This window comes from Roseomonas indoligenes (assembly GCF_017813365.1).
Lineage (GTDB): Bacteria > Pseudomonadota > Alphaproteobacteria > Acetobacterales > Acetobacteraceae > Roseomonas > Roseomonas indoligenes.
On record NZ_JAGIZA010000004.1, the window covers coordinates 422,957 to 447,158 of the forward strand.

Genomic DNA, 24,202 nt, shown 5'->3' on the forward strand with positions numbered 1-24,202 from the left:
GGGCGGAGGGCTGGCCGTTTGCGCCCTGCCGTCGCAGGATGGGCCATGCCGCCGCGCCCGCTTCTCCTCTGCCTTCTCGTTCTCCTGGCCGGCCCGGCCGGCGCGCAACCCGCCTCGCGCTGGGCGGCGGTGGACGGGCCCACGCCCCGTCCGGCCCATAGCATCGGCGGTACTTCGCTCGGCTGCATCGCGGGCGCGGAGGCGCTGCCGCCGGAAGGTCCGGGCTGGCAGGTGGTGCGGCTCTCCCGCAACCGGAACTGGGGCCATCCCGCGCTGCTCGCTGCCCTGCGCCAGCTCGCCGGGCGGGCACGGGCGGCAGGGCTGCCCGATCTCTGGATCGGGGACATGGGCCAGCCCCGCGGCGGCCCGCTGCCCTTCGGGCATGCCAGCCACCAGATCGGGCTGGACGCCGACATCTGGCTGGACCTCTCGCCGAAGCCACTGGTCCCGGCACGCGCGCGGGAGAACATCCCGGAACGCTCCCTCGTGCTCCCCGACCAGTCGATGGCGGACCCGCAGCTCTTCACCGAGGCGCATGCGCGGCTGATCCGCATGGCGGCGGAGCTGCCCGGCGTGGACCGGATCTTCGTGAACCACGGGATCAAGCGCAGTCTTTGCGCCGCCCATGCCGGCGAGCCCTGGCTCCGGCTGGTGCGCCCCTGGCGTGGCCATGACAGCCACATGCACATTCGCCTGCGCTGCCAGCCCGGCAGCCCGGAGTGCCGGGACCAGGCGCCCGTCCCGCCCGGCGACGGCTGCGATGCGGGCCTGGACTGGTGGCTGACGCCGGAGGCCCGCCACCCCGTCCGGGTCGGGCCGCCCGGACCACCGCCCCGCATGCCCGCGGCCTGTGCCGCCGTGCTGAACGCGCCCTGAGCCGGCTGCCCCAGGTTCAATCGCCGGGGCGGAAGGCGTCCCTCACGCGCCGCAGACCCTCGGGCGCGACAAGCACCACATCGAAGCGCATCCCTGCCGCGCCGTGGCCGGGGTTGGTGGCCAACCAAGCCTCGGCGGCCGCGACGATCCGGGCCCGCTGACGGCGCGAGATGGCGGCGGCGGCTTCCGCCAGGCTTGGCCGCGCCTTCACCTCGACGAAGGCGAGCAGGCCCTCGCGCTCCGCGATCAGGTCGAGCTCGCCGGCGGGCGTCCGGACGCGGCGGGCCAGCACCGTCCAGCCTCGATCGGTGAGTGCCGTGGCAGCGCGGGATTCGGCATCTAGGCCCCTGCGCTCGGCGGCGCGGCGGGCTTCCTCCTTGGCTTGCGGGTCCATCCGGTCAGGATAGCGCGCCCCGCACCGGAGTCGGCCATGCGCCCCCTGATCGCCGTCCTCCTCGTCGCCCTCGCCATGCCGGCTCTGGCCCAGACCGCCCCGAAGCGGCAGATGGTGGCCGCCGCGCACCCGCTTGCGGCAGAGGCGGGGCTGGAGGTGCTCCGGCGCGGCGGCAGCGCGGTGGATGCGGCCGTGGCAGTGCAGGCCGTGCTCACGCTGGTGGAGCCGCAGTCGAGCGGCATCGGCGGCGGGGCGCTGTTGATGAACTGGGACGCGGCGGCGGGTGCGGTGACGGCCTTCGACGGACGGGAGACGGCACCCGCCGGCGCGCAGCCGGACCTCTTCCTCCGTCCGGACGGGACACCCCTGCCCTTTTACGACGCCGTGCTCTCCGGCCGCAGCGTCGGCGTGCCCGGCACGGTGGCAATGCTGGAGATGGCGCACCGGCGGCACGGGAAGCTGCCCTGGGATTCCCTATGGCAGCGGGCCATCGAACTGGCAGACGAGGGCTTCCCCGTCTCCGCTCGGCTTGCGGAGGCGGTGGCCGAGGATGCACCGCGCCTGGCCCGGAACCCCTCCGCCCGCGACTACTTCCTGCACGGCGGCAATCGCCCGCTTGTGGCGGGAGAAAAGCTCAGGAACCCCGAACTGGCGGATACCTTCCGCCAGATCGCGCGCCAGGGTGCAGCGGCGATGCTGCGCGGGCCGATCGCCGCCTCCATCGCCACCGCTGTTCGCGGCCATGGCGAGGGTGGGCTGATGACCGTGGACGACCTGGCCGCCTACGCGGCGAAGCAGCGGGAGCCGGTCTGCCTGACCTATCGTGCCTATAGGGTCTGCGGCTTCCCGCCGCCCTCCTCGGGTGGGGTGACCATCGGGCAGATCCTCGGCGTGCTGGAGCATTTCGACGTGCCGCGGCTTGACCCGCGCGGCACCGAGGCAGCGCATCTGCTGGCGGAGGCCGGGCGGCTCGCCTTTGCGGACAGGGCGCAGTACCTGGCCGACACGGATTTCGTACCGGCGCCGGTGCGCGGCCTGCTGGACCCGGCCTACCTCACCCTTCGCGCCCAGCTCGTCACGCCCAGCCGCGCCATTGCGGAGCCGCGCGCTGGCAATCCGCGCTGGCGAGAGACGACCCGCCACGCCCCCATGCCTGAGGCGCTGGAGAACGGCACCAGCCACGTCTCCATTGTGGACGCCGCCGGCAACGCGGTTTCCATGACCACCACGGTGGAGGACGCCTTCGGGGCACGGCTGATGGTGGGCGGCTTCGTGCTGAACAACGAGCTGACCGACTTCTCCTTCCGCCCGGACTTGGAGGGGCGGCCGGTCGCCAACCGGGTACAGGGCGGCAAGCGCCCGCGCTCCTCCATGTCGCCCAGTCTCGTTTTCGACCAGGACGGGAAGCTCTTCGCCGTCGTCGGCTCGCCCGGCGGGTCGCGCATCATCGGCTACGTTGCACAGGCGTTGGTGGGGATGCTGGACTGGGGTCTTCCGGCGCAGGAGGCCGTGTCCCTGCCGCATGTCGGCACGCTCGGCGGGGCGGTGGAGCTGGAGGCGGGCACCCCGGCGGCTGACGTGGCGCCCAACCTGCAGGCGCGCGGGCACCGGGTGGAGACGCGCGCGATGGTCTCGGGGCTGCAGGCCATCCGGGTGACGCCAGAGGGACTGCAGGGCGGGGCGGATCCGCGCCGGGAAGGCGTTGCGATCGGCGACTGAGGGGAACCCGGCCCTGGCCGGCGCGCTATGCGGGCAGGACAGGAAAGAAACCCATGCGCCGCACCGCCCTCGCCCTGCTCGCCGCGACCGCCCTCGCCGGCCCCGCCTCGGCGGCCGACGACACCGCCCAGGTCGGCTACGTGAACACCGCACTGACGAATCTCGGCCTGACGCGCAGCCACCGCATCGTGGTGGAGCGCTTCGAGGACCCGGATGTGCGGAACGTGTCCTGCTACATCAGCCAGGCCCGAACGGGCGGCATCTCAGGCATGGTCGGGGTGGCAGAGGACCCGGCGCGCTTCGCGATCTCCTGCGCCGCCACGGGCCCAGTTGAGGTCCAGCCGGGTGCGGCGCGCGGGGAGCGGGGCGAGGTGGTGCATGAGAGCTCCACCAGCTTCTTCTTCAAGGAGACCCGTGTTCACCGCTTCATCGACGAGGGGCGGAACGCCGTGGTCTATCTCGCCTGGTCCACGAAGCTGGTGGAGGGCTCGCCTTTCAGCGCCGTGGCGGTCGTGCCTATGACGCGCTGACGGCGCAACGCTCCCGGCGCGCCGGGCTGTGGAAAGCTGACGTCGGAGAGGGCATCCTGCCGGAGCAGGAGGCCCGCGATGTTCAGGCAATTGCCGGAAGAGCCGATGGTGATGATCCAATCGGCCGATCCCGAGCGGTACTTCGACATGCTGCGCATCGTCGCACGCCCCAACCGCGACTTCTGCCAGCGCCACGGCATCCGCTACGCCGCCGTGCAGGCAGTGCTGCGGGGCTTTCATCCCTGGCATGCCTGCTACAATCGGATCTTCTTCCTCAACGACCTGATCGACCTGGGCTACCGCGGCTGGTTCCTGCACCTGGACGCGGACGCCTTCGTTCACGACCCCGGCTTTGACATCGGCAGCTACCTAGCCGGGCATTCCAACCGGTCCATGATCCTTGTCACCGGGGGGAGCCCGGAGGCATGGGATGTGAATGACGGCGTGTTCTTCGCCAACCTCGCCCATCCCGACATGCCGAGGATTGCGCGGCTCTGGCGGGAGCGGCTGGACGCGATCACGCCGGACCAGCTGCGGGCCGCGGGGGACTGGGGGCAGCTCCCCTGCGATCAGACGCTGCTGCAGGCGCTGCTGCGAGACCACCCTGAGCTGACCGAGGGCCTGTTCGAGGAGGATCCGGAGCTGATCAACTCGCCGACGGCGAGCTTCCTGCACCAGATCCTGCGCGCCCATGAACAGGACTTCGATCACCGCGTGCGCCGACTTGCCGTGCATGTCGGGCGCTCCCTCCAGGCCAGCGGGGGGCAGGCGGAGCCCTTCGCTGTCCTGCTGCCCGCCCTGGCACTGGCGCTCGGGGTGCCTGTGCCGGACGAGGATGAGGCGGCCGCGGCGGCGGGAGGGCCGGAAGCGGTGCTGCCCTCGCTCGAACGGCTGGTGGCGGGCTTCCGGACCAAGCGCCGCGGCAACCCGGCCGAGCCGGCGGCCTCCGCCCTGCTGCTCCCCGCCCTGGCACGGGCCCTTGGCGTGGCGCCGCCCGATCCGGAGGTCCTGCGGAACGCGCCCTCCGAACGCGACGGGCTTGTCGCGTCACTGCGCGCCGTCGTGGAAGCCTACAAAGAGGTGCGACGCCGGGAACGGGCAGCTCGCGCCTCGGCCTGAAACCGCGACGGCCGGGAAGCGCCGCTACGCGGTCGCCCTATCCCCAAAGCCGTCCCTGCCCTCTTCCACGGCGTGGCAGGCCACACGGGTCTCCGGCGTGCCGCGTGCGGCGATCAGCGCCGGGCGCTCCGCCCGGCAGCGGTCGTTCGCCAGAGGGCAGCGCGGGTTGAAGGTGCAGCCGGAGGGCGGGCTGATCGGGCTGGGAACCTCGCCGCCCACGGGCTGGCGCTCCCGCCCGGCCATGTCCAGGTCCGGGATCGCTTCCATCAGGGCGCGCGTATAGGGGTGTCGCGGGGCGGTGAAGAGAGTCTCGGCTGGCGCGTCCTCCACGATCCGGCCGAGATACATCACGCCCACGCGGTCGCTGACCTGCCGGACCACCGCGAGGTTGTGGGAGATGAACAGGTAGGTCAGCCCCAGCTCGCGCTGCAGCCGCTTCATCAGGTTCAGGATCTGGGCCTGGACGGAGACGTCGAGCGCCGAGGTGGGCTCGTCGCAGACGAGGAATTCAGGATTGGAGGACAGGGCGCGCGCGATGGAGATGCGCTGCCGCTGGCCACCGGAGAACTCGTGCGGGAAGCGGTTCCCGTCAGCGGGCGAGAGGCCGACCTGGCGTAGCAGGGCACCGACCTTTTCCTTCAGCGCGGCGCCGCCATTGGCGATGCCGAAGGCGCGGATCGGCTCCCCGACGATGTCCGCCACCCGCCAGCGCGGGTTCAGGCTGGCATAGGGGTCCTGGAAGATCATCTGCATGCGCCGGCGCTGGCCGACGGACTTCCGCGCCGCCGCGAGGTCCTGCCCTTCAAAGAGGGCCTGGCCGTCGCTCGGCTCGTAGAGACCGACCGCGAGGCGTGCGACGGTGGACTTGCCGCAGCCGCTCTCCCCCACCAGGGACATGGTGGTGCCGCGCGGAACGGCGAAGGACACGCCGTCCACCGCCTTCAGCGTGCGCCGGCCCTCCCGCGCGATCAGGCGCTGGAGGGCGGGCTTGGAGACATCAAAGTGCCGGCTGAGGTCGCGCGCCTCGAAGATCGGCGTCTCAGACATGGGCACGTTCCCGGGGCGCGGTGCTGTCGAAGAGCCAGCAGGCGGCCCGCGTCTCGGTCGCGGGGATCAGTTCCGGGCGCTCCACCCTGCAGCGGTCGAAGACGTGCGGGCAGCGCGGGTTGTAGGCGCAGCCCTGGGGAATGGCGTTCAGGCGCGGCATGGCCCCGTCGATCTGCGCCAGCACGTCCACCTTGTGGGAGAGCGGTGGGATGGAGGCCATGAGGCCTGCGGAATAGGGATGGGCTGCGGCCTTCACCACGGAGCGCACCGGGCCGATCTCCGCGACGCGGCCGGCATACATCACGGCCACGCGGTCCGCCGTCTCCGCGATCACGCCCATGTCGTGGGTGATGAGCATGACGGAGGTGCCCTTCTCCCGCGTCAGGCGCTTCAGCAGGGCGATGACCTGGGCCTGGATTGAGACGTCCAGCGCCGTGGTAGGCTCGTCCGCGACCACCATCTCCGGCTCCGCGCAGAGGGCCAGGGCGATCACCACGCGCTGGCGCATGCCTCCCGAGAACTGGTGGGGATAGGCGTCCACGCGCTCCGCCGCGGCGGGGATGCCCACCGCCTCCAGCCAGCCGACGGCCCGACGGCGGGCCTCGGCGGCATCGATGGCAAGGTGGGTCTGCATCGTCTCCGCCAGCTGGCGGCCGACGGTGTAGAGCGGGTTCAGCGTGGTCAGCGGGTCCTGGAAGATGGCACCGATCCGCTTGCCCCGGATCTTCCGCATCTCCCGCGCGGGCAGGTTGTCGATCCGCTGGCCGCGCAGGCTGATGGAGCCGCCGGCGATCCGGCCAGGGGGCTCCAGCAGGCCGATGATGGCGGCGCCCGTCATGGACTTGCCGGCACCCGACTCCCCAACCACGCCCAGCACCTCGCCGGGGGCGATGTCGAGGGAGACCTTGTCCAGCGCGCGCAACGTGCCGCGCCGGGTGGGGAACTCGACGACGAGGTCCCGGACCTGAAGGAGGGGCTCGGTCATCGCAGCCTCGGGTTCAGCGCGTCGCGCAGCCAATCGCCCAGCAGGTTCACGGAAAGGACCATGGCCACCAGCGCCACGCCGGGGAAGACCGTGATCCACCATTCGCCGCTGAAGAGGAAGTCGTTGCCGATGCGGATCAGGGTGCCGAGCGAGGGCTGGGTGGGCGGTACGCCGACGCCGAGGAAGGAGAGCGTCGCCTCCGACACGATGGCGAGACCGAGGTTCAGCGTGGCGAGCACCAGCAGCGGTCCCAGCACGTTGGGCAGCACGTGGGTCAGCATGATCCGCGCGGGCGAGATACCGATGACGCGGGCCGCCAGCACGTATTCCTTGTTCCGCTCCACGAGGGCGGAGCCGCGCACGGTCCGGGCGAAGCGCGGCCAGTCCGAGATGCCGATGGCGACGATAACGACGTAGATGGCGATCTCGTCATGCACCTCCCGCGGCAGGACGGCACGGGCCACGCCATCCACGAGGAGGGCGATGAGGATATTGGGGAAGGTGAGCTGCACGTCGGCGATCCGCATCAGCACGGCATCCACGGCGCCGCCCGCATAGCCCGCCAGCAGCCCGACCAGCACGCCGAGGATCAGGGCGAAGGCCGTGGCCGAGACGCCGACGAGGAGCGAGACGCGGGCCCCATACATGATCGCGGAGAGCACGTCGCGTCCCTGGTCATCCGTGCCGATGAGGTGCGCCGCCGTCCCCTCCGGCATGAAGGCCGGTGGATTGAAGGCGTCCATCAGGTCGAGGCTGGCAAGGTCGAAGGGATTGTAGGGGGCCAGCCAGGGGGCGAAGACCGCGCCGACCACGATGACGAAGGCCACGATTGCCGAGAGGACGGCGGTAGGCGTGCGGCGGAAGGACCAGAAGAGGTCGCTTTCGAGGAAGCGGGACACGGCGCCCATGGCTCAGTGCCCCCGACCGGCGCGAAGCCGCGGGTCCACGGCGTAGTAGAGAAGGTCCACCACGAGGTTGATCGTCACGAAGACCGCCGAGATGAGGAGAAGGTAGGCCGCCATGACGGGGATGTCGGCCGAGGAGACGGACTGGATGAAGAGGAGGCCCATGCCCGGCCACTGGAACACCGTCTCCGTCACGATGGAGAAGGCAATGATGGAGCCGAGCTGGAGGCCGACGATGGTGATCACGGGAACCAGCGTGTTCCGCAGCGCGTGGCCGAAATTGATGGCCCGGTCCCGGATGCCGCGGGCCCTGGCGAACTTCACGTAATCCGAGCGCAGCACCTCCATCATCTCGGACCGCACGAGCCGCATGATGAGGGTCAGCTGGAACAGGCCAAGGGTGATGGAGGGTAGGACCAGTGCCTTCCAGCCGGAGGCCGTCAGGAAGCCCGTGCTCCACCAGCCCAGCTGGACCGTGTCGCCCCGCCCGAAGCTGGGAAGCCAGCCCAGCCAGACCGCGAAGACGAGGATGAGCAGGCTGCCGATCAGGAAGGTCGGCAAGGAAACCCCGACGAGGCTGAAGGTCAGGAAGAAGCGGCTGAGCGGGGAGCGCGGGTAGAGGCCGGTATAGACCCCCATCGGCATCCCGATCGCCAGCGCCAGGACGGAGGCGCAAAGGGCCAGTTCCAGCGTCGCCGGCGCCCGCTCCAGGATCAGGTCCGAAACGGGGCGGGAGAGGCGGTAGGACAGGCCGAACTCCCCGTGCAGCGCCCGGCCGACGAAGCGCAGGAACTGGACGGGCACGGGCTGGTCGAGCCCGAGCGCGGCGACCAGCGCGTCCCGCTGCGCCGGGGTGAATTCCTGGCCGAGCATGGTCGCGATGGGATCGCCCACGAAGGCGAAGAGGGCGAAGGCGATGAGGGCCACGGCCAGCATGACCGGGATCGCCTGGAGGATGCGTGACAGGATGAAGGCGGGCACGCCGTTCCGCCTAGCGGAGAGGCGCCGGGTCGTCCACCCGGCGCGGCGTAGCTTTGTCCATCATCCCCACTCCGGAACTTCGCCGGTGGAGACTAGCAAACCCTGCACCAGCTGGTCTGCCTGCCTCACATCACCATCGGTCCGCTGCGGCCGCCGCCTTCCTGCGTCCAGTCCTTGATGATGGTGAAGACAATGGCCAGCAGCACCGGCCCGAGGAATAGCCCGAGCAGGCCGAAGGCCACCGCCCCGCCGAGCGCCCCGAGCATGGTGAGCAGCAGTGGCAGGTCCGCCCCGCGGGAGATCAGCCAGGGCCGGATAAAGTTGTCCACGGAGGAGATCCCGAAGGCGCCGTAGAGGCCCATGAAGATGCCCCAGCCCGTGCTGCCGCTGGCCAGCAGCCAGATGGTGGCGGGGATCCAGACCACCGGCGCGCCGATCGGCAGGATGGAGATCAGCCCGGCCAGCACGCCCAGCAGCGCCGGCTGCGGCACGCCGGAGAGCCAGAGGCCGAAGGCCGTCATCGCCCCCTGCACCACCGCCGTGCCGAGCAGCCCGTAGATCACGCCCTGCGTTACCGCCCCGGTCAGCGCCACCAGCCGCCGCCCCCGGCCGCCGGCCACGCGCTCCGACATCCGGTCCAGCGCCTGGGCCATCCGCGGGCCGTCGCGGAAAAAGAAGAAGGAGAGGAGGATGGCGATCAGAAGCTCCGCCACCCCGGAGACGATGGAGAGGACCAGGCCGAAGGCGGTCTGCGCGACATTGCCGAGATAAGGGCGCAACACGTTCAGCAGGTTGCCCACGCCGAGGTCCACGGCGTCCAGCCGCTCCTTCAGGAACGCTCCCACCAGCGGCAGGCGGCCGATCCAGTCCACCAGCGCCGGCAGACCATCCGTGGTGAAGTTCTCCACGGCGTGGCGCAGGCCGTCGATCTCGGCGCGGTTCGTCGGCGCGGCGATGGCGAGCGGCAGGCCGATCACCAGCATCATCACGACGACCATCACCGCCGCCGCCCAGGAGGAGCCGAGCCCGACGCGGTCCGTGAGCAGCCGGTAGAGCGGCCAGGTGGTGAAGGCGAGGATCGCCGCCCAGAGCAGGGAGGACAGGAAAGGCCGCAGGACGAAGAAGCAGCCCGCCAGCAGCGCCGCCAGGGCGACGACGCCGATCAGGCGGATAAGGAACTGCTTGTCGTCGGTCATGGGGTCTCCCGCGGGTGCGCCGTGTATCTTCGCCTGCCTGCGCCCACCGGTCCAACGCCCGCGGGGTACGGATGCCGGCAGTCCACGCCCTGAAGGTGGCCGCGGCGGGTTCAGGGGGATGCCGAATCGATGTAGGGTGGGTGCGAATGGGCCTCCGGCAAGGAGAGGCGCCGCCAGGGACCGCCGCCATGCCCCACTTTGCCGCCAACATCCCGCTCCTGTGCACCGAAGCGCCGTTCCCCGGCCGCTTCGCCCCCGCGAGCGACTGGCACCAGCCCGGCACGGGCGAGGTGGACCTGGCCTACGTGTTCGATTGGATCGACACGATGGGCTACGGCGACTGGATCGGCTGCAAGTACCGGCCCGTCGAAACCACCGCGGAAGGGCTGGGCTGGTTCGCCCCGTACCGCGCCTGAACCGACCAGAGAAAAGGAAGTCATGCGCATGAAGATCGGTTTCATCGGCCTGGGCATCATGGGCCGTCCCATGGCGCTGAACCTGGCGAAGGCGGGGCACGAACTCCTCGTGCCGGAGCGGGCGAGCCTCACCGACGAGATCCGCGGGGCCGCGACCGTCCTCCCCTGCCCCGCCGAGGTGGCGGCGGCTGCAGAGGTGGTGATCTTGATCGTGCCGGACACGCCCGACGTGGAGGCGGTGCTCTTCGGCGAGGGTGGGGTGGCCGCGGCGCTGAAGCCGGGCACACTGGTGATCGACATGTCCTCCATCAGCCCGACGGCGACGGTGGACTTCGCGGCCCGGGTGAATGAGCGCGGCTGCGACTACCTGGACGCCCCGGTTTCCGGCGGCGAGGTCGGCGCCCGCAATGCGGCCCTGACGATCATGGTCGGCGGCCCGCAGGCGGCTTTCGACCGGGCGCTGCCGCTGTTCCAGGCCATGGGCAAGAACATCACCCTGGTGGGCGAGAAGAACGGCGCCGGGCAGGTCACGAAGGTGGCCAACCAGATCATTGTGGCCCTCAACATCGAGGCGGTGGCCGAGGCCCTGGTCTTCGCCTGCAAGGCCGGCGCCGATCCGGCCAGGGTTCGGGAGGCGCTGATGGGCGGATTCGCCTCGTCCCGCATCCTTGAGGTCCATGCGGAGCGAATGATCAAGCGCACCTTCGACCCGGGCTTCCGCATTGCATTGCACCAGAAAGACCTCAACCTCGCGTTGCAGTCGGCGCGGGAACTCGGAGTCGCGCTGCCGCACACTGCTTCGGCCCAGCAGCTCTTCTCCACGGTCTCGGCGGCGGGCGGCGGGCAACAGGACCATTCCGCTCTGGTTAAAGCGCTTGAAATCATGGCGTCACACGCGCTGGGATGAGAAGTTGCACCGGCCGGGCGATCAATATTGCACCATCTCCGGCCGGAGCGCATTTTGAACGATGAGTCCAACCGGATGAGATACGCTCTACCGGACCGAGCCAGGAGGGAAGCGCTACCGTGATCGAGGGACGAGCCATGCGCTTCGCCGACATCGGGCAGCAGTTGCGCGCCTATCGGCTGGAATCAGGCCTTCGCGCCGAGGAGATTGCGGCGCGACTCGGCGTCTCGCGCGCCGCCCTCTACCGGTACGAGAAGGGCGAGGTCATCAAGCTGGACACGATCCGGCGGCTGGCCGAGTTGCTCAAGATCTCGCCCCTCTCTCTGCTCGGGATCGGGGTCGAGTACTTCTCCCGGCCCCTCGCGCTACAGGAGCGACTCCGCCAAGTGGAGGAGGATGCGGAGCAGATCCTCCAGCTCGGAGGCGCCCTCTGCACTCTCGTCACGAGTGAGGGCTATGACGCTGCCCTCGCCGAGGCGATGGCGGAGGCCGCGGATGAGAGCGCGGAGCGGGTGGCCTTCCACGCCGCCGCGGAGCAGGCCCTCGGCCTGCTCTCGGCCCGCAAGCGGCTCTACCAGACGCGCCGCCCATCCATCATCGCCATGGTGACGGAACGCGCGCTTCGAGGCTTCCTGATGGACGGGGTCGCGCCGGCGCTCCGCCTTTCCGAGGCCGGTCGGCACCGGGCACGGATGGCTGCCCGGGCGGAGGTGGAGAACATCGCCGCCCTGATGGAGAGCGTGCCGATGGGGCTGCAGATCGGCCTGCTGACCGAATCCGAGCCGACCGGCAGCTTCATCGTCCTGCGCGCGCGGGAGAGGGCGCATCTCTGCGCCAACCCCTTCCTGCCGGACAGCCCGCCCATGGCCGCGCTCGGCGTGGGCACCATCACGGCGGCGGACGAGGCGGTGACGATCCACCAGCGGGTGGCGGAGAATGCCTGGCGCGAGGCGCGGAAGGGCGCTGAGGCCGCGGGACGCGTCCGGCTTCTCCTCGCGGAGACCCGGATGCACTGATCGCGGGGGGGCTGGTGCGCTGGGCCGCAAGGCTCAGAGTTCCAGCCAAGCCTCCAGGATCTCGTGGTCATCGGTCCGCCGAGTCGCGAAGCCGATGGCCTGCACGAAGCGCAGCATCCCAGCATTCTCCGCCAGCACCTGGCCGTGGATGCGGCGCAGCCCACGCGCGCGTGCCCAATCCACCAGCCGCCCCATCATATGCCTGGCCAGGCCGCCGCGCTTCCAGGCCGCGTCGATGAGCAGCGCGAATTCACCGCCCCCCTGCCCGTCCAGAACCAGCCGGGCCGTGCCGGCGATGGAGTCGCCGGCGACCGCGGCGAAGGCCATCTCCCGGTCGTAATCGATCTGCGTCAGGCGAACGAGCTGCGCCGGGGGTAGCTCCCGCAACGGGTTGAAGAAACGGTAGCGCACATCCTCGGCAGGCACGCGGCGCACGAAGGCGCCTACCGCCTCCGCGTCCTCCGGCCGGATAGGCCTGACCAGGACACTCCGCCCGTCCTTCGCTGTGAACGGCTGTGCCAGGGATGCGGGATAGGGCGGGATCGCCAGGAAGCCGGCCTCCCCCGGCGGGTGCAGGGTGATGCCTGCATCCAGCACCGCCATCCCGTCGGGCCAGGCGCGGAGAGGGTTGATGACCGCCCCCGCCACCTCCGGGAAATCCACCACCAGCTGGGACAGTCCGACCAGCGCCTCCGCCAGCCCTTCGCGAGAGACGGGCGGGTGGTCTCGCCACCCGTCGAGCAGGCGGGAGACCCGGGTGCGGCCGATCATCGCCAGGGCCAGGGCGCGGTTCACTGGCGGAAGGTCGTGCGACTCGTCAGCCTCAATGGAGGCGGCGGTGCCGCCGCGACCGAAGCCGATCCAGGGTCCGAACATCGGGTCGTCGCCCAGCCGCAGGCGCAGCTCCCTCCCCGGCGCCGCCTGCCGCTGCACCATCCATCCGCGCGGGCGCAGGCCGGGGTGGAAGGCGGCCAGCGCGGACTTCATCGCGGCCGCTGCGGCGCGCAGGGCGCCGGCGTCGCGCAAGTCGAGTGCGACGCCGCCGACCTCCGTCTTCGCGGGTAGCGAATCGCTCAGCACCTTCAGCACCACGGGCCAGCCGAGTTGGGTCGCCGCCTCCACGGCCGCCTCCAACGTGGGCACGGCGCGGTGCGGGATGGCTGGGAGCCCATAGGCGGCGAAGACGGCGAGCGATTCGGCCTCGTCCAGCCGCAACCGATCTTCTGTGCGCGCAAGGGCGAAGATCGCGGCGACACGGGCGCGGTCGGGCGTTACCTCCAGCACCTCGGCGGGCGGCAGTTCGGCGGCGGCGGCCCGGTTCCTTCGATGCTGGGCGAGATGGAGGGCGCCCTGAACGGCGGCCTCTGGCGTCGTGAAGACTGCGACGCCGCGCTCCGCCAAGGCCCGTCGCTGGGCGCCGGCGCTCGCCTGCCCGAGCCAGGCCGCCAGCACCGGCGCGGCGCGGCCGCCCTTCCCGGTGGCAGCCGCGGCGGCGGCCAGCGCCGCGGCGGCGATGTTCGGGTCCTCGTCCGGCGCGGGGGCGTGAATGGCCACCACGGAGTCCACCTCGGAGAGTGCCGAAAGCAGGGAAGCTGCCTCGGCCAGCCGGTGCCCCTGCCCGGCTGGAAGGGCCAGCGGGTTATCGCCGGACCAATTTTCCGGCAGAGCCAGGTCCAGCAGGGTTCGGGCCTCGGCCGGGATGACCGCGAGCCGCCCACCGCCGCGCAGCACCGCATCCGCGGCCATCTGCCCGGGGCCGAGCCCGTTGGACACCACGGCGATGCGGTCGCCCCGCGCGCCCTCCGCGCCGGGGCGTAGGGACGGCTTCACCCGCCCCAGCGTCTCGGCGGCGGAGAGAAGGTCCTCCAGCCCCTGCACCCGCAGCACCCCGGCGCGGCGCAGGGCGGCACCCATCACGGCATCCGCCACGTCGCGCCCGGCATGGCCGGGGCGCTGCGCTACCACCGGGCGGGTGCGAGCCGTCGCGCGAGCGGCGGAGATGAACATCCGGCGGTTCTTGATGCGGCGCAGGTCTAGCAGCACCGCCCCCGTGGCGGCGTCCCGCGCCAGCCAGTCCAGTCCGCCGGCGAAGCCGTAATCGGCGTTGGTGCCGATCCCCGCGATGAGGGAGAAGCCCACCGCCTCGCCCTCCGCCCAGTCGATCACGGCCCGCGCCAGGGCGGGGGACTGGCAAAGCAGAGCCAGACGCCCGGGCCGCGGGGCCATATGGGAGAGGGAGGCGTTCAGCCCCAGCGGCGGGACGCAGATCCCGAACGAGTGCTCTCCCATGGCGCGCACCCCCGTGCGGGCGCAGTGCGCGGCCAGCCCCGGGGCGGGGCCCGGCACCACGGCGGCGAAGCAGCCCCGGGCCGCCAGCGCGTCCATGGCCGGGCCGATTGCCTCGGGCGCGAGGGAGAGGACGGCGAGGTGTGGCGCCTCGGGGAGCGCGGCGAGGTCCGGCGCGTGTTCCAATCCCGGCCAGGCGGCGCCCACCGCGTGCAGCGCGCCCCGGAAGCCGCCGGCCGCGAGGTTCCGTGCCAGCACGGCGGAGGCGGGGATCGCCGGGTCCGCCAGCAGCGCCACCCGGCGCGGTGCGAAGAGATGCGTGTCCTGAAAGCCCGGCGCCAGGCTCCGGCCGGAGAAGGTGACCGGCAGCGCCACCGCGGGGGCGGCCTATCCGGCCATCAGGGCACGCTTCGCGGCCTCGGCGAGGAAGCCGCTGGCCACGGGCAGCACGCGGTCGTCGAAGTCGTAGTTCGGGTGGTGCAGCTCCCGCCCGCCATCGGTCGGGCCATTGCCAATCCAGACGAAGGCGCCGGGCACCTCGCCCAGGAATTCGGAGAAATCCTCGCCCGTCATGGCGGCCGGCAGGTCGCGGCGGACGGAGGTGACGGCGGAAGCCGCCTCGGCCGCTAGGTCGCGCTCGGCCCGATGATTGATGGTGGCGTTCACCCCTGAGAGAACCTCGGCTGTCGCCTTGACCTGGAAGGTCTCGGTCAGGCCGCGGGCGATCCGGTGCAGGCCCTCCTCGATCATCCGACCTGTCTCCGGACGCAGGAACCGCATGGAACCGCGGATGGTGACCTTCGCCGCGATCTGGTTCCAGGCCTCGCCGCCCTGGATGGTGGTCAGCGACACCACGGCCGAGTCGAGCGGGTCGAGGTTGCGGGAGACGATGGACTGACAGGCGACCACGGCGTGACCGGCGGCCACGATGGGATCGTGGGTCAGGTGCGGAAGCGCGGCGTGGCCGGCGTGCCCCTCGATGTCGATGAGGAAGCGGCGGCCGGCCGCCATCACCGGCCCCTCATGCACGGCGATCGTGCCCACGGGAAGGCCGGGCCAGTTGTGCCAGCCGAAGATGCGATCCATCGGGAACCGGCTGAACAGCCCGTCCTCGATCATGGCGCGGGCGCCGCCGCCGCCCTCCTCCGCGGGCTGGAAGACGAGGCGGACGGTGCCGGACCAGCTCTCGTCGCCCAGCAGCAGCGCCGCGGCGCCGAGGAGCGCGGTGGTGTGCCCGTCATGCCCGCAGGCATGCATCACGCCGGGCTTGGTGCTGCGGTAGGCCAGGCTCGTGCTCGCCTCCTGGATCGGCAGGGCGTCCATATCGGCGCGCAGCCCGACGCTGCGGTTGCCCCCGCCGCGCCGGATCGTGGCCACGAGACCGTGGCCGCCGATCCCCGTCTCGACCTCCGTGACACCGAGTTCACGCAGACGTTGGGCGACAAATTCCGCCGTGGGCCCTTCATCCCCCGTGACACCCGGGTTCGCGTGAAGGTGGCGGCGCCAGCGTGTAAGGGTCTCGGTGAGGTTCTGGTCCATAATCGAGGAGTTAGCCCTTCCCTTGCGTTCTCTCCACCCCGGTCTTGCGCTGATTCCCCTCCTGCTGGTCGGCCCGGCGCTCGCCCAATCGGCAGGAGGCCCCACGGAGGGAACGTCGAACGAGGCGCCGCGCCCGGCCGCCGCGCCGGAGCCGGATGATTCGGACGGCCCGGTCCGGTCCTATGCGGTGACCTTCACCCCGACCGGGGATTCGGCGCTGAATGCGGCGATGGAGGGTGTCTCCGTGCTGCGCCGGCTGCGGGAGAGCGTGCCGACGAGCGCGGAGGGACTGGTGGCGCGGGCGCTGCAGGATCAGGGCAACCTGCGCCTCGCCCTGCGCTCCCAGGGGTATTACGGCGGCACGGCGAAGATCACCCTGGCCGGGGAGCCGCCGGACGCTGCCGGGCTGGCCCTGCGCCTGGCCAACCGTGGGACGGAACCGGTGCCGGTGGTGGTCTCCGCCGATGCGGGGCCGCAATACACCATCTCCAGCGCCACGCTGCGGCCGGATGTGGCGGATACCGACATCTCCGGCGCCGGGCAGGTGGCGGGGCTGGGTCCGGGCGACCCTGCCAGGGCGGAGGCGGTGAACTCCACCCAGGAAACGGTGCTGACCCGGCTGCGCGAGGCGGGGCACCCCTTCGCCAGCGTGCCGCGCCGGCAGATCACCGTAGACCATGATTCCCACACCATGGAGGTGGTCTACTTCGTCCAGCCCGGGCCGCGCGCCCGCTTCGCCCAGCCGGCGGTGGAAGGCTCCGAGAACGTCGACCCAGAATTGCTCCGCCGCGCCTCCGGCGTCCTGGCGGGGGAGGTCTATGATCCGCGGGAGCTGGACCGGGTGCGACGCGACGTGCTGGCGCTGGGCGTCTTCGGCACGGTGCGAGCCCGCACGGGGGAACGGCTGGACCCGGATGGGCGGCTTCCCGTCACCTTCCTCGTCGCGGAGCGGCCATTCCGGGCGGTGGGCGTCACCGGCGCCTATGAGACGCGCTACGGCCCCACGGTGCGGGCCTATTGGGAGCACCGGAACCTCTTCGGCGCGGCGGAAAGGCTGCGGGTGGAGGCCGAGCTTTCCCGCCCTACGCAGCGAGGGGTGAGCGACTGGGGCTATCGGCTGGGCGCCAACCTGCGCCAACCCTACTTCGCCGGGCTGAACGCGACCGCCGTTTCGGATGTGACGATCCTGCGGGAGCGCCTGCTGGCCTATGACCGCGACGCGGTCACGGCGGGCTTCTCCCTGGAGCGGAAGATCGATCCTCGCCTCACCGTCTCTGCCGGTATCGCCGGCGAGGTGGGGCGCACCGTGGAGACGGACCAGACCCTGAAATACACGCTGATCTCCCTGCCGCTCGGGGCGCGCTTCGACGGCACGGACAACGTGCTGGACCCCTCGCGTGGGTACCGGGCGAACCTGCTGATCTCGCCCACGCTCTCCACCGGTGACACGCATGAGATCTTCGTGCGCGTGCGCGGTTCGGGCAGCGCGTATTTCGACCTGACCGGCGACAAGGGCAGCATCATCGCGCTGCGTGCGGGCTACGGCACGGTGGCCGGGGCGGAGGCAGGGACGATCCCGCCGCATCTGCGCTTCTACGCGGGTGGCGGCGGTTCCGTCCGTGGCTACGACTACCAGATCATCGGGCCGCGCCGGCCGGACCGCACCCCGCGCGGCGGGCTCTCCCTGCTGGAGGGCAGCGTGGAACTGCGCCAGCGCATCACCGGTCCCTATGGCATCGCCGTCTTCGCCGATGCGGGCAGCGTCGGGCAGGATGCCGTCTCGGGATTCGGCGACCTGGCCATCGGCGTCGGGGCCGGCGTCCGCTACGCCACGGCCATCGGGCCGATCCGGGCGGACATCGCCATGCCGCTGACGAAGGTTCCCGGCAATTCCGGCTTCGGCCTCTATGTCGGCATCGGGCAGGCCTTCTGATGCGCCGCCTGGGGAAGATCCTGCTCGCCGTAATCGGCGTGCTGCTGGTGCTGCCGGTCGTGCTGGTGCTGGCCGGGTGGCTGGCGCTGAACGTGAAGCCCGGACAGGACGCCATCGCGCGGCTGGCGATGGGCTTCGTGCCCGGCCTGACGATCGAGAACCTTCATGGCGGGCTGCCCGCCGCGCCACGCATCGGGCGCGTGGTGCTCTCCGACAGCCAGGGGCCGTACCTCGTCATCGAGGACATCGCGCTGGACCTGGACCTGCTGCGGCTGACCTCGCGGGAGTTCCGCGTGGCCAACCTCTCCGCGGGGAAGGTGACCTTCAGCCGGCTGCCCGTGCCGGACCCTAATGCCCCCCCTGCCCCGGCCTCCGAGCCCGGGCCGCTGCTGCCGCAGATCCCGCAGCTGCCGGTCCAGGTGGCCCTCGAGCGCCTGGCCCTTCCGCATGTTGAGCTTGGGGCAGCGGTGGCCGGCATCCCCGCCACCCTTTCGCTCGAGGCGGGCGGTAGGCTGGGAGCTGACGGCGTCTTCCTCGGCGCCAAAGGGCGGCGGCTGGACGCGCCGGGCGCGCTGGACCTCGATATGGCGCTGGCGCCTGGTGAGCGCGTGAAGATTAACCTGCGCTACGACGAGCCCCGCGGCGGACTGGTGGCCGGGCTGCTCGGCAAGCCCGAGCAGGCGACGCGGGTAGCCGTGGCGCTGGACGGCCCGGCCACCGGGGCGGGCTTCACTCTGTCGGCCGATATGGGCGAGACGGCGCGGGTGCAGGGCCGCGGCACGCTGAGCCTGCCGGCCGGCGGCGGCGTGGGGCTGGAAGCCGCCGGCGACGCGGCGCTGGGTGGCTTCCTGCCCGCACCGGTGGCCGCGCTGCGCTTCGACCTGCGCACCCTGCCCGCCGAGGGCGGCGCGACGCGGATCGAGCGCGCTCGGGTGGAGACGGGGGCTGCGACCGTGGAGTTGCGCGGCACCGTCGGGCCGAATCTCGACGTCGCCTTCGACGCACGGGTGAACGACGCCAACACCCTTGCCGGGCTGGTTCCGCCGACGGTCGGCTGGGGCGGCATCGAAGCGAAGGGTACGGTGACCGGCACGACCGCCGCGCCGGAACTGCGGCTTGACGCGACACTCCGCGATCCGCGCCTGCCGGAACCGGCACCGGGGCTACTCGGGCCGGCCCCGACGATCCTGCTGCGGGCGAACGAGCAGCGGGTGCACGAGCTGGCCGTGAACGGGCGCGCGGTGACGCTGCGGGCCGAGGGCGCTTTCGGAGAGACGCTGGACCTGACGCTGAACGCTGCCCTGGCAGCGCAGGACGTACCGAACGTCCCGGTGCGCGGCCAGCTGGAGGCCCGGGCGCGGGTGACGGGGCCGGTCGCCACCCCGGCAGTGGCGCTGGACGCTTCCTCCCCGTCCCTGGAGGCCTATGGCCGGCGCTTCGAAGGTTTGCGCCTTGAGGCGAACCTGCCGAACGCCACCGTTCCAGCGGGGGCGCTGAACCTTTCCGCCCGGCTGCAGGGATTGAACCTGACGGCCGAGGCCCGGGCGGCACAGGAGGGTGACCGGCTGCGCGTGGAGACGCTGCGCGCGGCGCTGGGCCCCGCGCGGCTGGAGGGCCGCGGCGAGTTCGACCTCTCACGGAAGCTGGGCACGGCCGATCTGCTGCTGGAAGCGGCCGACCTCGCGCCGCTGACGCCCGTGGCCGGCATGCCGCTCGGCGGGGCCGTACGGCTTTCTGCCAAGCTGGCCCCTCAGGGCGCGGAAGCGGCGGGGCGCCAGGGGATCGAGGCCGAGCTGCGGGCGACCAATCTGCGCGCCGCCGGTCAGGTGGTGAACGGCACGGTCCAGGCGAGCGGGACGGATGCGGCATTGGATGTCCGTGGCGACGTGCGCGCGCTGGACGGCCGGGCCACGCTGCGGGCCCGTCTCGCGCTGGACCAGCCGGACAAGCGCATTGAGCTCTCCGCGCTGGACGTGCAGCGGCAGGCGCTCGGCATCCGCCTCTCCGCGCCGGCCACGATCCTCATCGGCGCGAAGGGCGGCTTCTCCACGCCGGGGTTGGCGCTGCAGGGGCGGCCGGGTGGAGCGCTGCGGGTGGCCGGACGCTGGGGACCGGATCAGGCCGACCTGCGCGCCACCCTCTCGGCACTGCCGCTCTCGGTCGCAAACCTCTTCGTGCCGGACCCGCCGCTCTCCGGCACGCTCTCGGGTGAAGTGCGGCTTTCCGGCCCCGTTGCTAGGCCCGGCATCGATGGCGAGCTGCGCGGGACAGGACTTCGTTCCGGCGCACCCTGGGGGCGGAACCTGCCGGAAGGCGCGCTGACGGCCACCGCCCGGATGCGCGGGGAGCAGGTGGAGACGCGGGCAGAGTTCCGGCTGGGCCGCGCCCTTTCCCTGAACCTGGACGCGCGGGTTCCAAGCGACTTCAAGGGGCCGCTCTCCGCCACGCTGCGGGGGAACACAGACATCGCCGTGCTGGCCGCGCCCTTCCTCCTGGGCGGCGCCAACCGGGTGGCGGGCACCGTCAGCATCGACGCGCGCGCCGCCGGCACGGTGCAGGCGCCGCAGATCTCCGGGGGCGCCCGCATCGCCGGGGGCAGCTTCCGCAACCTGGAATACGGGCTGGCGCTGCGCGACATCGCCGGCAACCTGCGCGGCGACATGGACCGGATCGTGGTGGAGGGCATTACGGCCCGTGCCGGTACGGGAACGCTGACGGCGCGCGGCGAGGTGCGACCCTTCGCCGAGGGGCAGCCGATCGAGATGACCGTCGCCGGGCAGAACCTGGCACCCGTTTCCAGCGACCTGTTCCGCGGCGCCTTCGACGCGGATATGCGTCTGACCGGCATGCTGGCGCGCGGGATGCGGCTCGCGGGGACGATCACCACGCGGTCCTCGGTGATCGGCATCCCGGAGGGGTTGCCGGGAGGCGTCGCAGATATCGGAGAGGTGCGGGAGGTGGGGCGCGGGGCGCCTCCCCCGCCCCCTGGCACGGCCGCTTCCCGCCGTGGCGCCGCGCGGCAGGCAAGCGCTGCTGCCCCGCCGCCTGGTGCCGCGCCGCTGCAGCTGGATGTGACCCTGCGCGCGCCGGGCCAGGTCTATCTACGCGGGCGTGGGCTGGACGTGGAGCTGGGCGGCGACGTGCGGATCGGCGGCACGATCTCCAACATCGAGTCCCAGGGCGCGCTCCGGCTGCGGCGCGGCACGCTGACGGTGCTGGACCGGCGCCTGACCTTCCAGCGGGGCGTGCTGACCTTCCAGGGCGACATCGCCTCCCCAGAGATCGACCTGCTTGCCACCTCCCGAGCGTCGTCCACCACGATCAACGTCACGGTCACGGGGACGCCGCGGGCGCCGAAGATCGAGTTCACCTCCTCGCCGGAACTGCCGCAGGACGAGGTGCTGGCGCGGCTCATCTTCAATCGCTCGGCCGACAAACTATCGCCTTTTCAGATCGCACAGCTGGCGCGCGTGCTGTCCGGCGCCGTGGCGGGCGGGCAGGAAGACCCGGTGACGGGCTTTTTCGGCCGGGTCAGCCGCACCTTGGGGCTGGATCGCCTGGGCGTGGGCACCGGAGCGGACGGCACGCCGGGGATCGAGGCCGGCGGGTATCTTGGCCAGGGCATCTATCTGAACGTCGATCCCGGCACGAGCACCGGCTCGCCTCGCGTGGGAGTAGAGATTGAGCTGACGCCGCGGCTAAAGCTCGAGAGCGGCGCGGGCACCGATAGCCAGGGGGCCGGCCTAACTTACGAGTACGAATACTGAACGGCAGCGGGTATTCCGGCCCCGCCCCGGACGCGATAGACTCCCACCCGTTCCGGCATGCCGGCCGCGCCAGCCGCCGCCCACGTGCCGCGCGCGACGGCCCTGGCCCCGGAACGGCCTCTAGAATGACAGGGAGAGGAGGAGCCGCATGCGCGCCTTCGAAGGACAGTTCAGCGACAACAAGCCGATCCGGCGCAACAGCGACGAGAAGCGCCGGCTGCTGGCGGAGTTGGAGCAGACCCTTGCGGGAATGAAGCCTCACACCTCCCCGAGCCTGCGCGAGAGCATCAAGGGACGGATTGCAGAGTTGCGGGCCGACCTCAGCGCCAAGCGCTGACGCTGCCATGAGAGGCGGCCCCGTTCCCGGGAGGGAGCGGGGCCGTTTTCGTTTCAGCTCGCCAGTTCCGCCAGCAGCCGGGCATGGCTGCGGGCGCCGTGCATAAGGCAGGACCAATCGAACTTCTCGTTGGGGCTGTGCACTTGGTCGTCGTCTAGCCCGAAACCCATCAGCACGCTGTCCAGGCCGAGGATGCGGCGGAAGCTCTCCACCACGGGGATGGAGCCGCCAGAGCCGATCAGCACCGCTTCCCGCCCGTATTCCGCCGCGAGGGCCCGGCGGGCCGCCGAAACCTCCGCGCTGTCCTCGGGCACCACGACTGGAGGTGCCGAGGCGAAGCGCTGGACCTCTGCCCGCGCATCGGCGGGGATCCTGGTCTTTACGAAGGCCTCAAGCGAGTCGAGGACGGCCGTCGGGTCCTGGTCGCCAACCAAGCGGAAAGAGACCTTGGCATGGGCTTCGGCCGCGATGACCGTCTTAGACCCCTCACCGGTGTAGCCGCCCCAGATGCCGTTCACGTCGCAGGTCGGGCGGGCCCACTGCCGGACCAGCGGCTTCATTCCCTTCTCGCCGGCCGGCACGGACAGACCGATGTCGCCGAGGAAACGCGCCTCGTCGAAGCCGAGGGAGTCCCAGGCCGTATCGAGGTTGCCGCCGACCTCCGGCACGGCGTCGTAGAAGCCAGGGAGCTGGATGCGGCCGTTTGCATCCGTCAGCTCCGCAAGGATCCGGCAGAGCAGGTTGATGGGGTTCAGCGCCATCCCGCCATACAAACCGGAATGGAGGTCCCGCGAGGCAGCGAAGAGGTCAATCTGGGCGTAGGCCATGCCGCGCAACCGTGCGGAAATGGCAGGGGTGCGCGGATCCCACATGTTCGTGTCGGAGACGACCACCGCCCGCGCCTCACACAGTTCGGCGGCATGCTGTTCCAGGAAGGCGTCCAGGCTAGGGCTGCCGATCTCCTCCTCACCTTCCACCAGGACGCGGATGGCAGTGGGTGGGCCTCCGGCAACTTCGTGCCAAGCGCGCATCGCGGCGAGCCAAGTCATGACCTGTCCCTTGTCGTCCACCGCGCCGCGCGCAACGGTAACGGGGCCGTTCCGCCCCTCCTTCATGGTCGGTTCGAAGGGTGGCGAGGTCCACAGTTCAAAGGGCTCGGCCGGCTGCACGTCGTAATGGCCGTAGTACAGGAGCGGCTTGGCGCTGCCGCCGGGGCCAGGATGAAAGGCAACCACGGCAGGATGACCCTTCGTCTCCCGCAGCTCGGCGGAGAAGCCGATCGAGCTTAACTCCGCGACCAGCCACTCACCCGCGCTCCGGCAGTCGGCCGCGTGGGGCGGCTGGGCGGAGACACTGGGGATACGGAGAAAGTCGAAATACCGGGCGCGGATCTCGGCTTCCGCTGTGTCAATCCGGGCGAGGACGTTCTCCAGCACGCTCATGCCGTGTCCCCCGTATCGGCCGTCAGGCCCGCAGCCTGAATGCCGGCAACTGCCGCGAGCTCGTCCTTGTCCGATGCGTCACCGGACACACCGACTGCGCCCAGGATGCTACCGTCCGGGGCACGGACGAGCACACCGCCGGGGACAGGCACGGCTGAGCCGCCGGCCAGATCGGAAAAGGCGTTCATGAATCCCGGCATGGCCTGGGCACGCCGCGCCAGTTCCCGGCCGCCAAAGCCGAGGCCCATCGCGCCATAAGCCTTTCCATGTGCGATGGCCGGCCGCATCAGGCTGCAGCCATCCTCCTTCAGAACTGCCTTGAGTTGGCCGGTGGCGTCGAGGACGACAACGGTGAGCGGGGCAAGTTCCAGCCGGCGTCCCTCGGCGAGGGCCGTGGCTACGATCGTCTGGGCCTGTTGCAAGGTGATTCCGTGCTGGAATCCGGTGGGCTGATTGGGCATTAGCGCGGCACTCCCGAGACGGTTCGGAGGCCGTTCTATGCCGCGTGGCCATGCACGCAAGCCTTGAGGCTGTCGTCGCTCAGCAACGGAACACGAAAAACCCCAGTCACCGGGGGGGGCTGGGGTTTTCGGGAGATGTGATTTGGATGCGGGGACAGGATTTGAACCTGTGACCTTCAGGTTATGAGCCTGACGAGCTACCGGGCTGCTCCACCCCGCGGGGGTGTTGGTATCATATCTATCCGGTCTGGTGGCCTGGCGCTGACCGACTCTCCCGCGTCTTAAGACGCAGTACCATAGGCGCAGGGGCGTTTCACGGCCGAGTTCGGGATGGGATCGGGTGTGG

At 71.2% G+C, this 24,202-nt stretch carries 20 protein-coding genes, 1 tRNA gene and 1 rRNA gene; 10 read left to right on the forward strand and 12 right to left on the reverse strand.

Going from position 1 to position 24,202, the window contains the following annotated elements; genetic code table 11:
- The first annotated feature begins 45 nt into the window (after positions 1 to 45).
- Positions 46 to 876, forward strand: coding sequence for a penicillin-insensitive murein endopeptidase (gene mepA, locus J5Y10_RS09465; protein WP_209372929.1), 831 nt, complete (start codon positions 46 to 48; stop codon positions 874 to 876).
- Positions 877 to 892: 16 nt separating this feature from the next.
- Here the strand turns inward: mepA and J5Y10_RS09470 are convergent, their stop codons facing one another.
- On the reverse strand, positions 893 to 1,270 hold the full coding sequence (locus tag J5Y10_RS09470) for a YraN family protein (protein ID WP_209372930.1): 378 nt from the start codon (positions 1,268 to 1,270) through the stop codon (positions 893 to 895).
- A 36-nt stretch (positions 1,271 to 1,306) separates the two neighbouring features.
- Between J5Y10_RS09470 and ggt the strand changes: the two genes are divergently transcribed.
- From ggt to J5Y10_RS09485, 3 genes are all read left to right on the forward strand, one after another.
- Positions 1,307 to 2,989: a gamma-glutamyltransferase gene (gene ggt / locus J5Y10_RS09475; RefSeq protein WP_209372931.1), complete on the forward strand. Its 1,683-nt coding sequence runs from the start codon at positions 1,307 to 1,309 to the stop codon at positions 2,987 to 2,989.
- Positions 2,990 to 3,042: 53 nt separating this feature from the next.
- Positions 3,043 to 3,519: a CreA family protein gene (locus tag J5Y10_RS09480; protein WP_209372932.1), complete on the forward strand. Its 477-nt coding sequence runs from the start codon at positions 3,043 to 3,045 to the stop codon at positions 3,517 to 3,519.
- Positions 3,520 to 3,597: 78 nt separating this feature from the next.
- Positions 3,598 to 4,638 carry a hypothetical protein gene (locus tag J5Y10_RS09485; protein ID WP_209372934.1) on the forward strand — a complete coding sequence of 347 codons (1,041 nt, stop codon included), beginning with the start codon at positions 3,598 to 3,600 and terminating at the stop codon, positions 4,636 to 4,638.
- Between the two features lie 24 nt (positions 4,639 to 4,662).
- On the opposite strand, the gene J5Y10_RS09490 is transcribed toward J5Y10_RS09485, so the two are convergent.
- From J5Y10_RS09490 to J5Y10_RS09510, 5 genes are all read right to left on the reverse strand, one after another.
- The gene (locus tag J5Y10_RS09490) at positions 4,663 to 5,685 is read right to left on the reverse strand and encodes an ABC transporter ATP-binding protein (RefSeq protein ID WP_209372936.1); all 1,023 of its coding nucleotides are present in this window, start codon (positions 5,683 to 5,685) and stop codon (positions 4,663 to 4,665) included.
- Positions 5,678 to 6,670 carry an ABC transporter ATP-binding protein gene (locus J5Y10_RS09495; protein WP_209372938.1) on the reverse strand — a complete coding sequence of 331 codons (993 nt, stop codon included), beginning with the start codon at positions 6,668 to 6,670 and terminating at the stop codon, positions 5,678 to 5,680. The genes J5Y10_RS09490 and J5Y10_RS09495 overlap by 8 nt, the downstream gene beginning before the upstream one ends.
- Positions 6,667 to 7,578 carry an ABC transporter permease gene (locus tag J5Y10_RS09500; RefSeq protein WP_209372940.1) on the reverse strand — a complete coding sequence of 304 codons (912 nt, stop codon included), beginning with the start codon at positions 7,576 to 7,578 and terminating at the stop codon, positions 6,667 to 6,669. Before J5Y10_RS09500 ends, J5Y10_RS09495 begins: the two co-directional genes overlap by 4 nt.
- A gap of 3 nt (positions 7,579 to 7,581) precedes the next feature.
- Entirely contained in the window at positions 7,582 to 8,556 is a 975-nt protein-coding gene (locus J5Y10_RS09505; RefSeq protein ID WP_209372942.1) for an ABC transporter permease, read from the reverse strand.
- Between the two features lie 125 nt (positions 8,557 to 8,681).
- Positions 8,682 to 9,752, reverse strand: coding sequence for an AI-2E family transporter (locus J5Y10_RS09510; protein WP_209372944.1), 1,071 nt, complete (start codon positions 9,750 to 9,752; stop codon positions 8,682 to 8,684).
- Between the two features lie 188 nt (positions 9,753 to 9,940).
- Here J5Y10_RS09510 and J5Y10_RS09515 point away from each other — a divergent pair, with 188 nt between their 5' ends.
- From J5Y10_RS09515 to J5Y10_RS09525, 3 genes are all read left to right on the forward strand, one after another.
- Complete coding sequence (locus J5Y10_RS09515) at positions 9,941 to 10,168, forward strand: hypothetical protein (protein ID WP_209372945.1); 228 nt, start codon at positions 9,941 to 9,943, stop codon at positions 10,166 to 10,168.
- Positions 10,065 to 11,075: a 2-hydroxy-3-oxopropionate reductase gene (locus J5Y10_RS09520; protein WP_432761253.1), complete on the forward strand. Its 1,011-nt coding sequence runs from the start codon at positions 10,065 to 10,067 to the stop codon at positions 11,073 to 11,075. Before J5Y10_RS09515 ends, J5Y10_RS09520 begins: the two co-directional genes overlap by 104 nt.
- A gap of 137 nt (positions 11,076 to 11,212) precedes the next feature.
- Positions 11,213 to 12,091, forward strand: a complete 879-nt coding sequence (locus J5Y10_RS09525) for a helix-turn-helix domain-containing protein (RefSeq protein ID WP_209373036.1) — start codon at positions 11,213 to 11,215, stop codon at positions 12,089 to 12,091.
- A gap of 33 nt (positions 12,092 to 12,124) precedes the next feature.
- On the opposite strand, the gene J5Y10_RS09530 is transcribed toward J5Y10_RS09525, so the two are convergent.
- Both J5Y10_RS09530 and J5Y10_RS09535 read right to left on the reverse strand, forming a co-directional pair.
- Positions 12,125 to 14,752, reverse strand: coding sequence for a bifunctional acetate--CoA ligase family protein/GNAT family N-acetyltransferase (locus J5Y10_RS09530; RefSeq protein WP_209372949.1), 2,628 nt, complete (start codon positions 14,750 to 14,752; stop codon positions 12,125 to 12,127).
- Positions 14,753 to 14,764: 12 nt separating this feature from the next.
- Positions 14,765 to 15,916, reverse strand: coding sequence for an amidohydrolase (locus tag J5Y10_RS09535; protein WP_209372951.1), 1,152 nt, complete (start codon positions 15,914 to 15,916; stop codon positions 14,765 to 14,767).
- Positions 15,917 to 15,938: 22 nt separating this feature from the next.
- Between J5Y10_RS09535 and J5Y10_RS09540 the strand changes: the two genes are divergently transcribed.
- The 3 genes from J5Y10_RS09540 (at position 15,939) to J5Y10_RS09550 (ending at position 21,953) form a co-directional block, all read left to right on the forward strand.
- A complete protein-coding gene (locus tag J5Y10_RS09540; protein WP_209372953.1) occupies positions 15,939 to 17,849 on the forward strand; it encodes an autotransporter assembly complex protein TamA in 1,911 nt (636 codons plus the stop codon).
- Positions 17,849 to 21,616 carry a translocation/assembly module TamB domain-containing protein gene (locus J5Y10_RS09545; RefSeq protein WP_209372955.1) on the forward strand — a complete coding sequence of 1,256 codons (3,768 nt, stop codon included), beginning with the start codon at positions 17,849 to 17,851 and terminating at the stop codon, positions 21,614 to 21,616. Before J5Y10_RS09540 ends, J5Y10_RS09545 begins: the two co-directional genes overlap by 1 nt.
- 148 nt (positions 21,617 to 21,764) lie before the next feature.
- A complete protein-coding gene (locus tag J5Y10_RS09550; RefSeq protein WP_209372957.1) occupies positions 21,765 to 21,953 on the forward strand; it encodes a hypothetical protein in 189 nt (62 codons plus the stop codon).
- A gap of 53 nt (positions 21,954 to 22,006) precedes the next feature.
- Here the strand turns inward: J5Y10_RS09550 and J5Y10_RS09555 are convergent, their stop codons facing one another.
- The 4 genes from J5Y10_RS09555 to rrf all read right to left on the reverse strand — a co-directional run.
- Positions 22,007 to 23,395, reverse strand: coding sequence for a M20/M25/M40 family metallo-hydrolase (locus J5Y10_RS09555; protein WP_209372958.1), 1,389 nt, complete (start codon positions 23,393 to 23,395; stop codon positions 22,007 to 22,009).
- Entirely contained in the window at positions 23,392 to 23,856 is a 465-nt protein-coding gene (locus J5Y10_RS09560; protein WP_209372960.1) for a GlcG/HbpS family heme-binding protein, read from the reverse strand. The genes J5Y10_RS09555 and J5Y10_RS09560 overlap by 4 nt, the downstream gene beginning before the upstream one ends.
- 143 nt (positions 23,857 to 23,999) lie before the next feature.
- Positions 24,000 to 24,076, reverse strand: a tRNA-Met gene (locus J5Y10_RS09565).
- Between the two features lie 33 nt (positions 24,077 to 24,109).
- Positions 24,110 to 24,202, reverse strand: a 5S ribosomal RNA gene (gene rrf / locus J5Y10_RS09570); the annotation flags it as partial.

What these genes read in the sequence shown, in the direction of transcription:
- mepA (WP_209372929.1), top strand. Translation starts at nt 46, where the DNA reads ATGCCGCCGCGCCCGCTTCTCCTCTGCCTTCTCGTTCTCCTGGCCGGC.
- J5Y10_RS09470 (WP_209372930.1), bottom strand. Translation starts at nt 1,270, where the DNA reads ATGGACCCGCAAGCCAAGGAGGAAGCCCGCCGCGCCGCCGAGCGCAGG.
- ggt (WP_209372931.1), top strand. Translation starts at nt 1,307, where the DNA reads ATGCGCCCCCTGATCGCCGTCCTCCTCGTCGCCCTCGCCATGCCGGCT.
- J5Y10_RS09480 (WP_209372932.1), top strand. Translation starts at nt 3,043, where the DNA reads ATGCGCCGCACCGCCCTCGCCCTGCTCGCCGCGACCGCCCTCGCCGGC.
- J5Y10_RS09485 (WP_209372934.1), top strand. Translation starts at nt 3,598, where the DNA reads ATGTTCAGGCAATTGCCGGAAGAGCCGATGGTGATGATCCAATCGGCC.
- J5Y10_RS09490 (WP_209372936.1), bottom strand. Translation starts at nt 5,685, where the DNA reads ATGTCTGAGACGCCGATCTTCGAGGCGCGCGACCTCAGCCGGCACTTT.
- J5Y10_RS09495 (WP_209372938.1), bottom strand. Translation starts at nt 6,670, where the DNA reads ATGACCGAGCCCCTCCTTCAGGTCCGGGACCTCGTCGTCGAGTTCCCC.
- J5Y10_RS09500 (WP_209372940.1), bottom strand. Translation starts at nt 7,578, where the DNA reads ATGGGCGCCGTGTCCCGCTTCCTCGAAAGCGACCTCTTCTGGTCCTTC.
- J5Y10_RS09510 (WP_209372944.1), bottom strand. Translation starts at nt 9,752, where the DNA reads ATGACCGACGACAAGCAGTTCCTTATCCGCCTGATCGGCGTCGTCGCC.
- J5Y10_RS09515 (WP_209372945.1), top strand. Translation starts at nt 9,941, where the DNA reads ATGCCCCACTTTGCCGCCAACATCCCGCTCCTGTGCACCGAAGCGCCG.
- J5Y10_RS09525 (WP_209373036.1), top strand. Translation starts at nt 11,213, where the DNA reads ATGCGCTTCGCCGACATCGGGCAGCAGTTGCGCGCCTATCGGCTGGAA.
- J5Y10_RS09535 (WP_209372951.1), bottom strand. Translation starts at nt 15,916, where the DNA reads ATGGACCAGAACCTCACCGAGACCCTTACACGCTGGCGCCGCCACCTT.
- J5Y10_RS09545 (WP_209372955.1), top strand. Translation starts at nt 17,849, where the DNA reads ATGCGCCGCCTGGGGAAGATCCTGCTCGCCGTAATCGGCGTGCTGCTG.
- J5Y10_RS09550 (WP_209372957.1), top strand. Translation starts at nt 21,765, where the DNA reads ATGCGCGCCTTCGAAGGACAGTTCAGCGACAACAAGCCGATCCGGCGC.
- J5Y10_RS09555 (WP_209372958.1), bottom strand. Translation starts at nt 23,395, where the DNA reads ATGAGCGTGCTGGAGAACGTCCTCGCCCGGATTGACACAGCGGAAGCC.
- J5Y10_RS09560 (WP_209372960.1), bottom strand. Translation starts at nt 23,856, where the DNA reads ATGCCCAATCAGCCCACCGGATTCCAGCACGGAATCACCTTGCAACAG.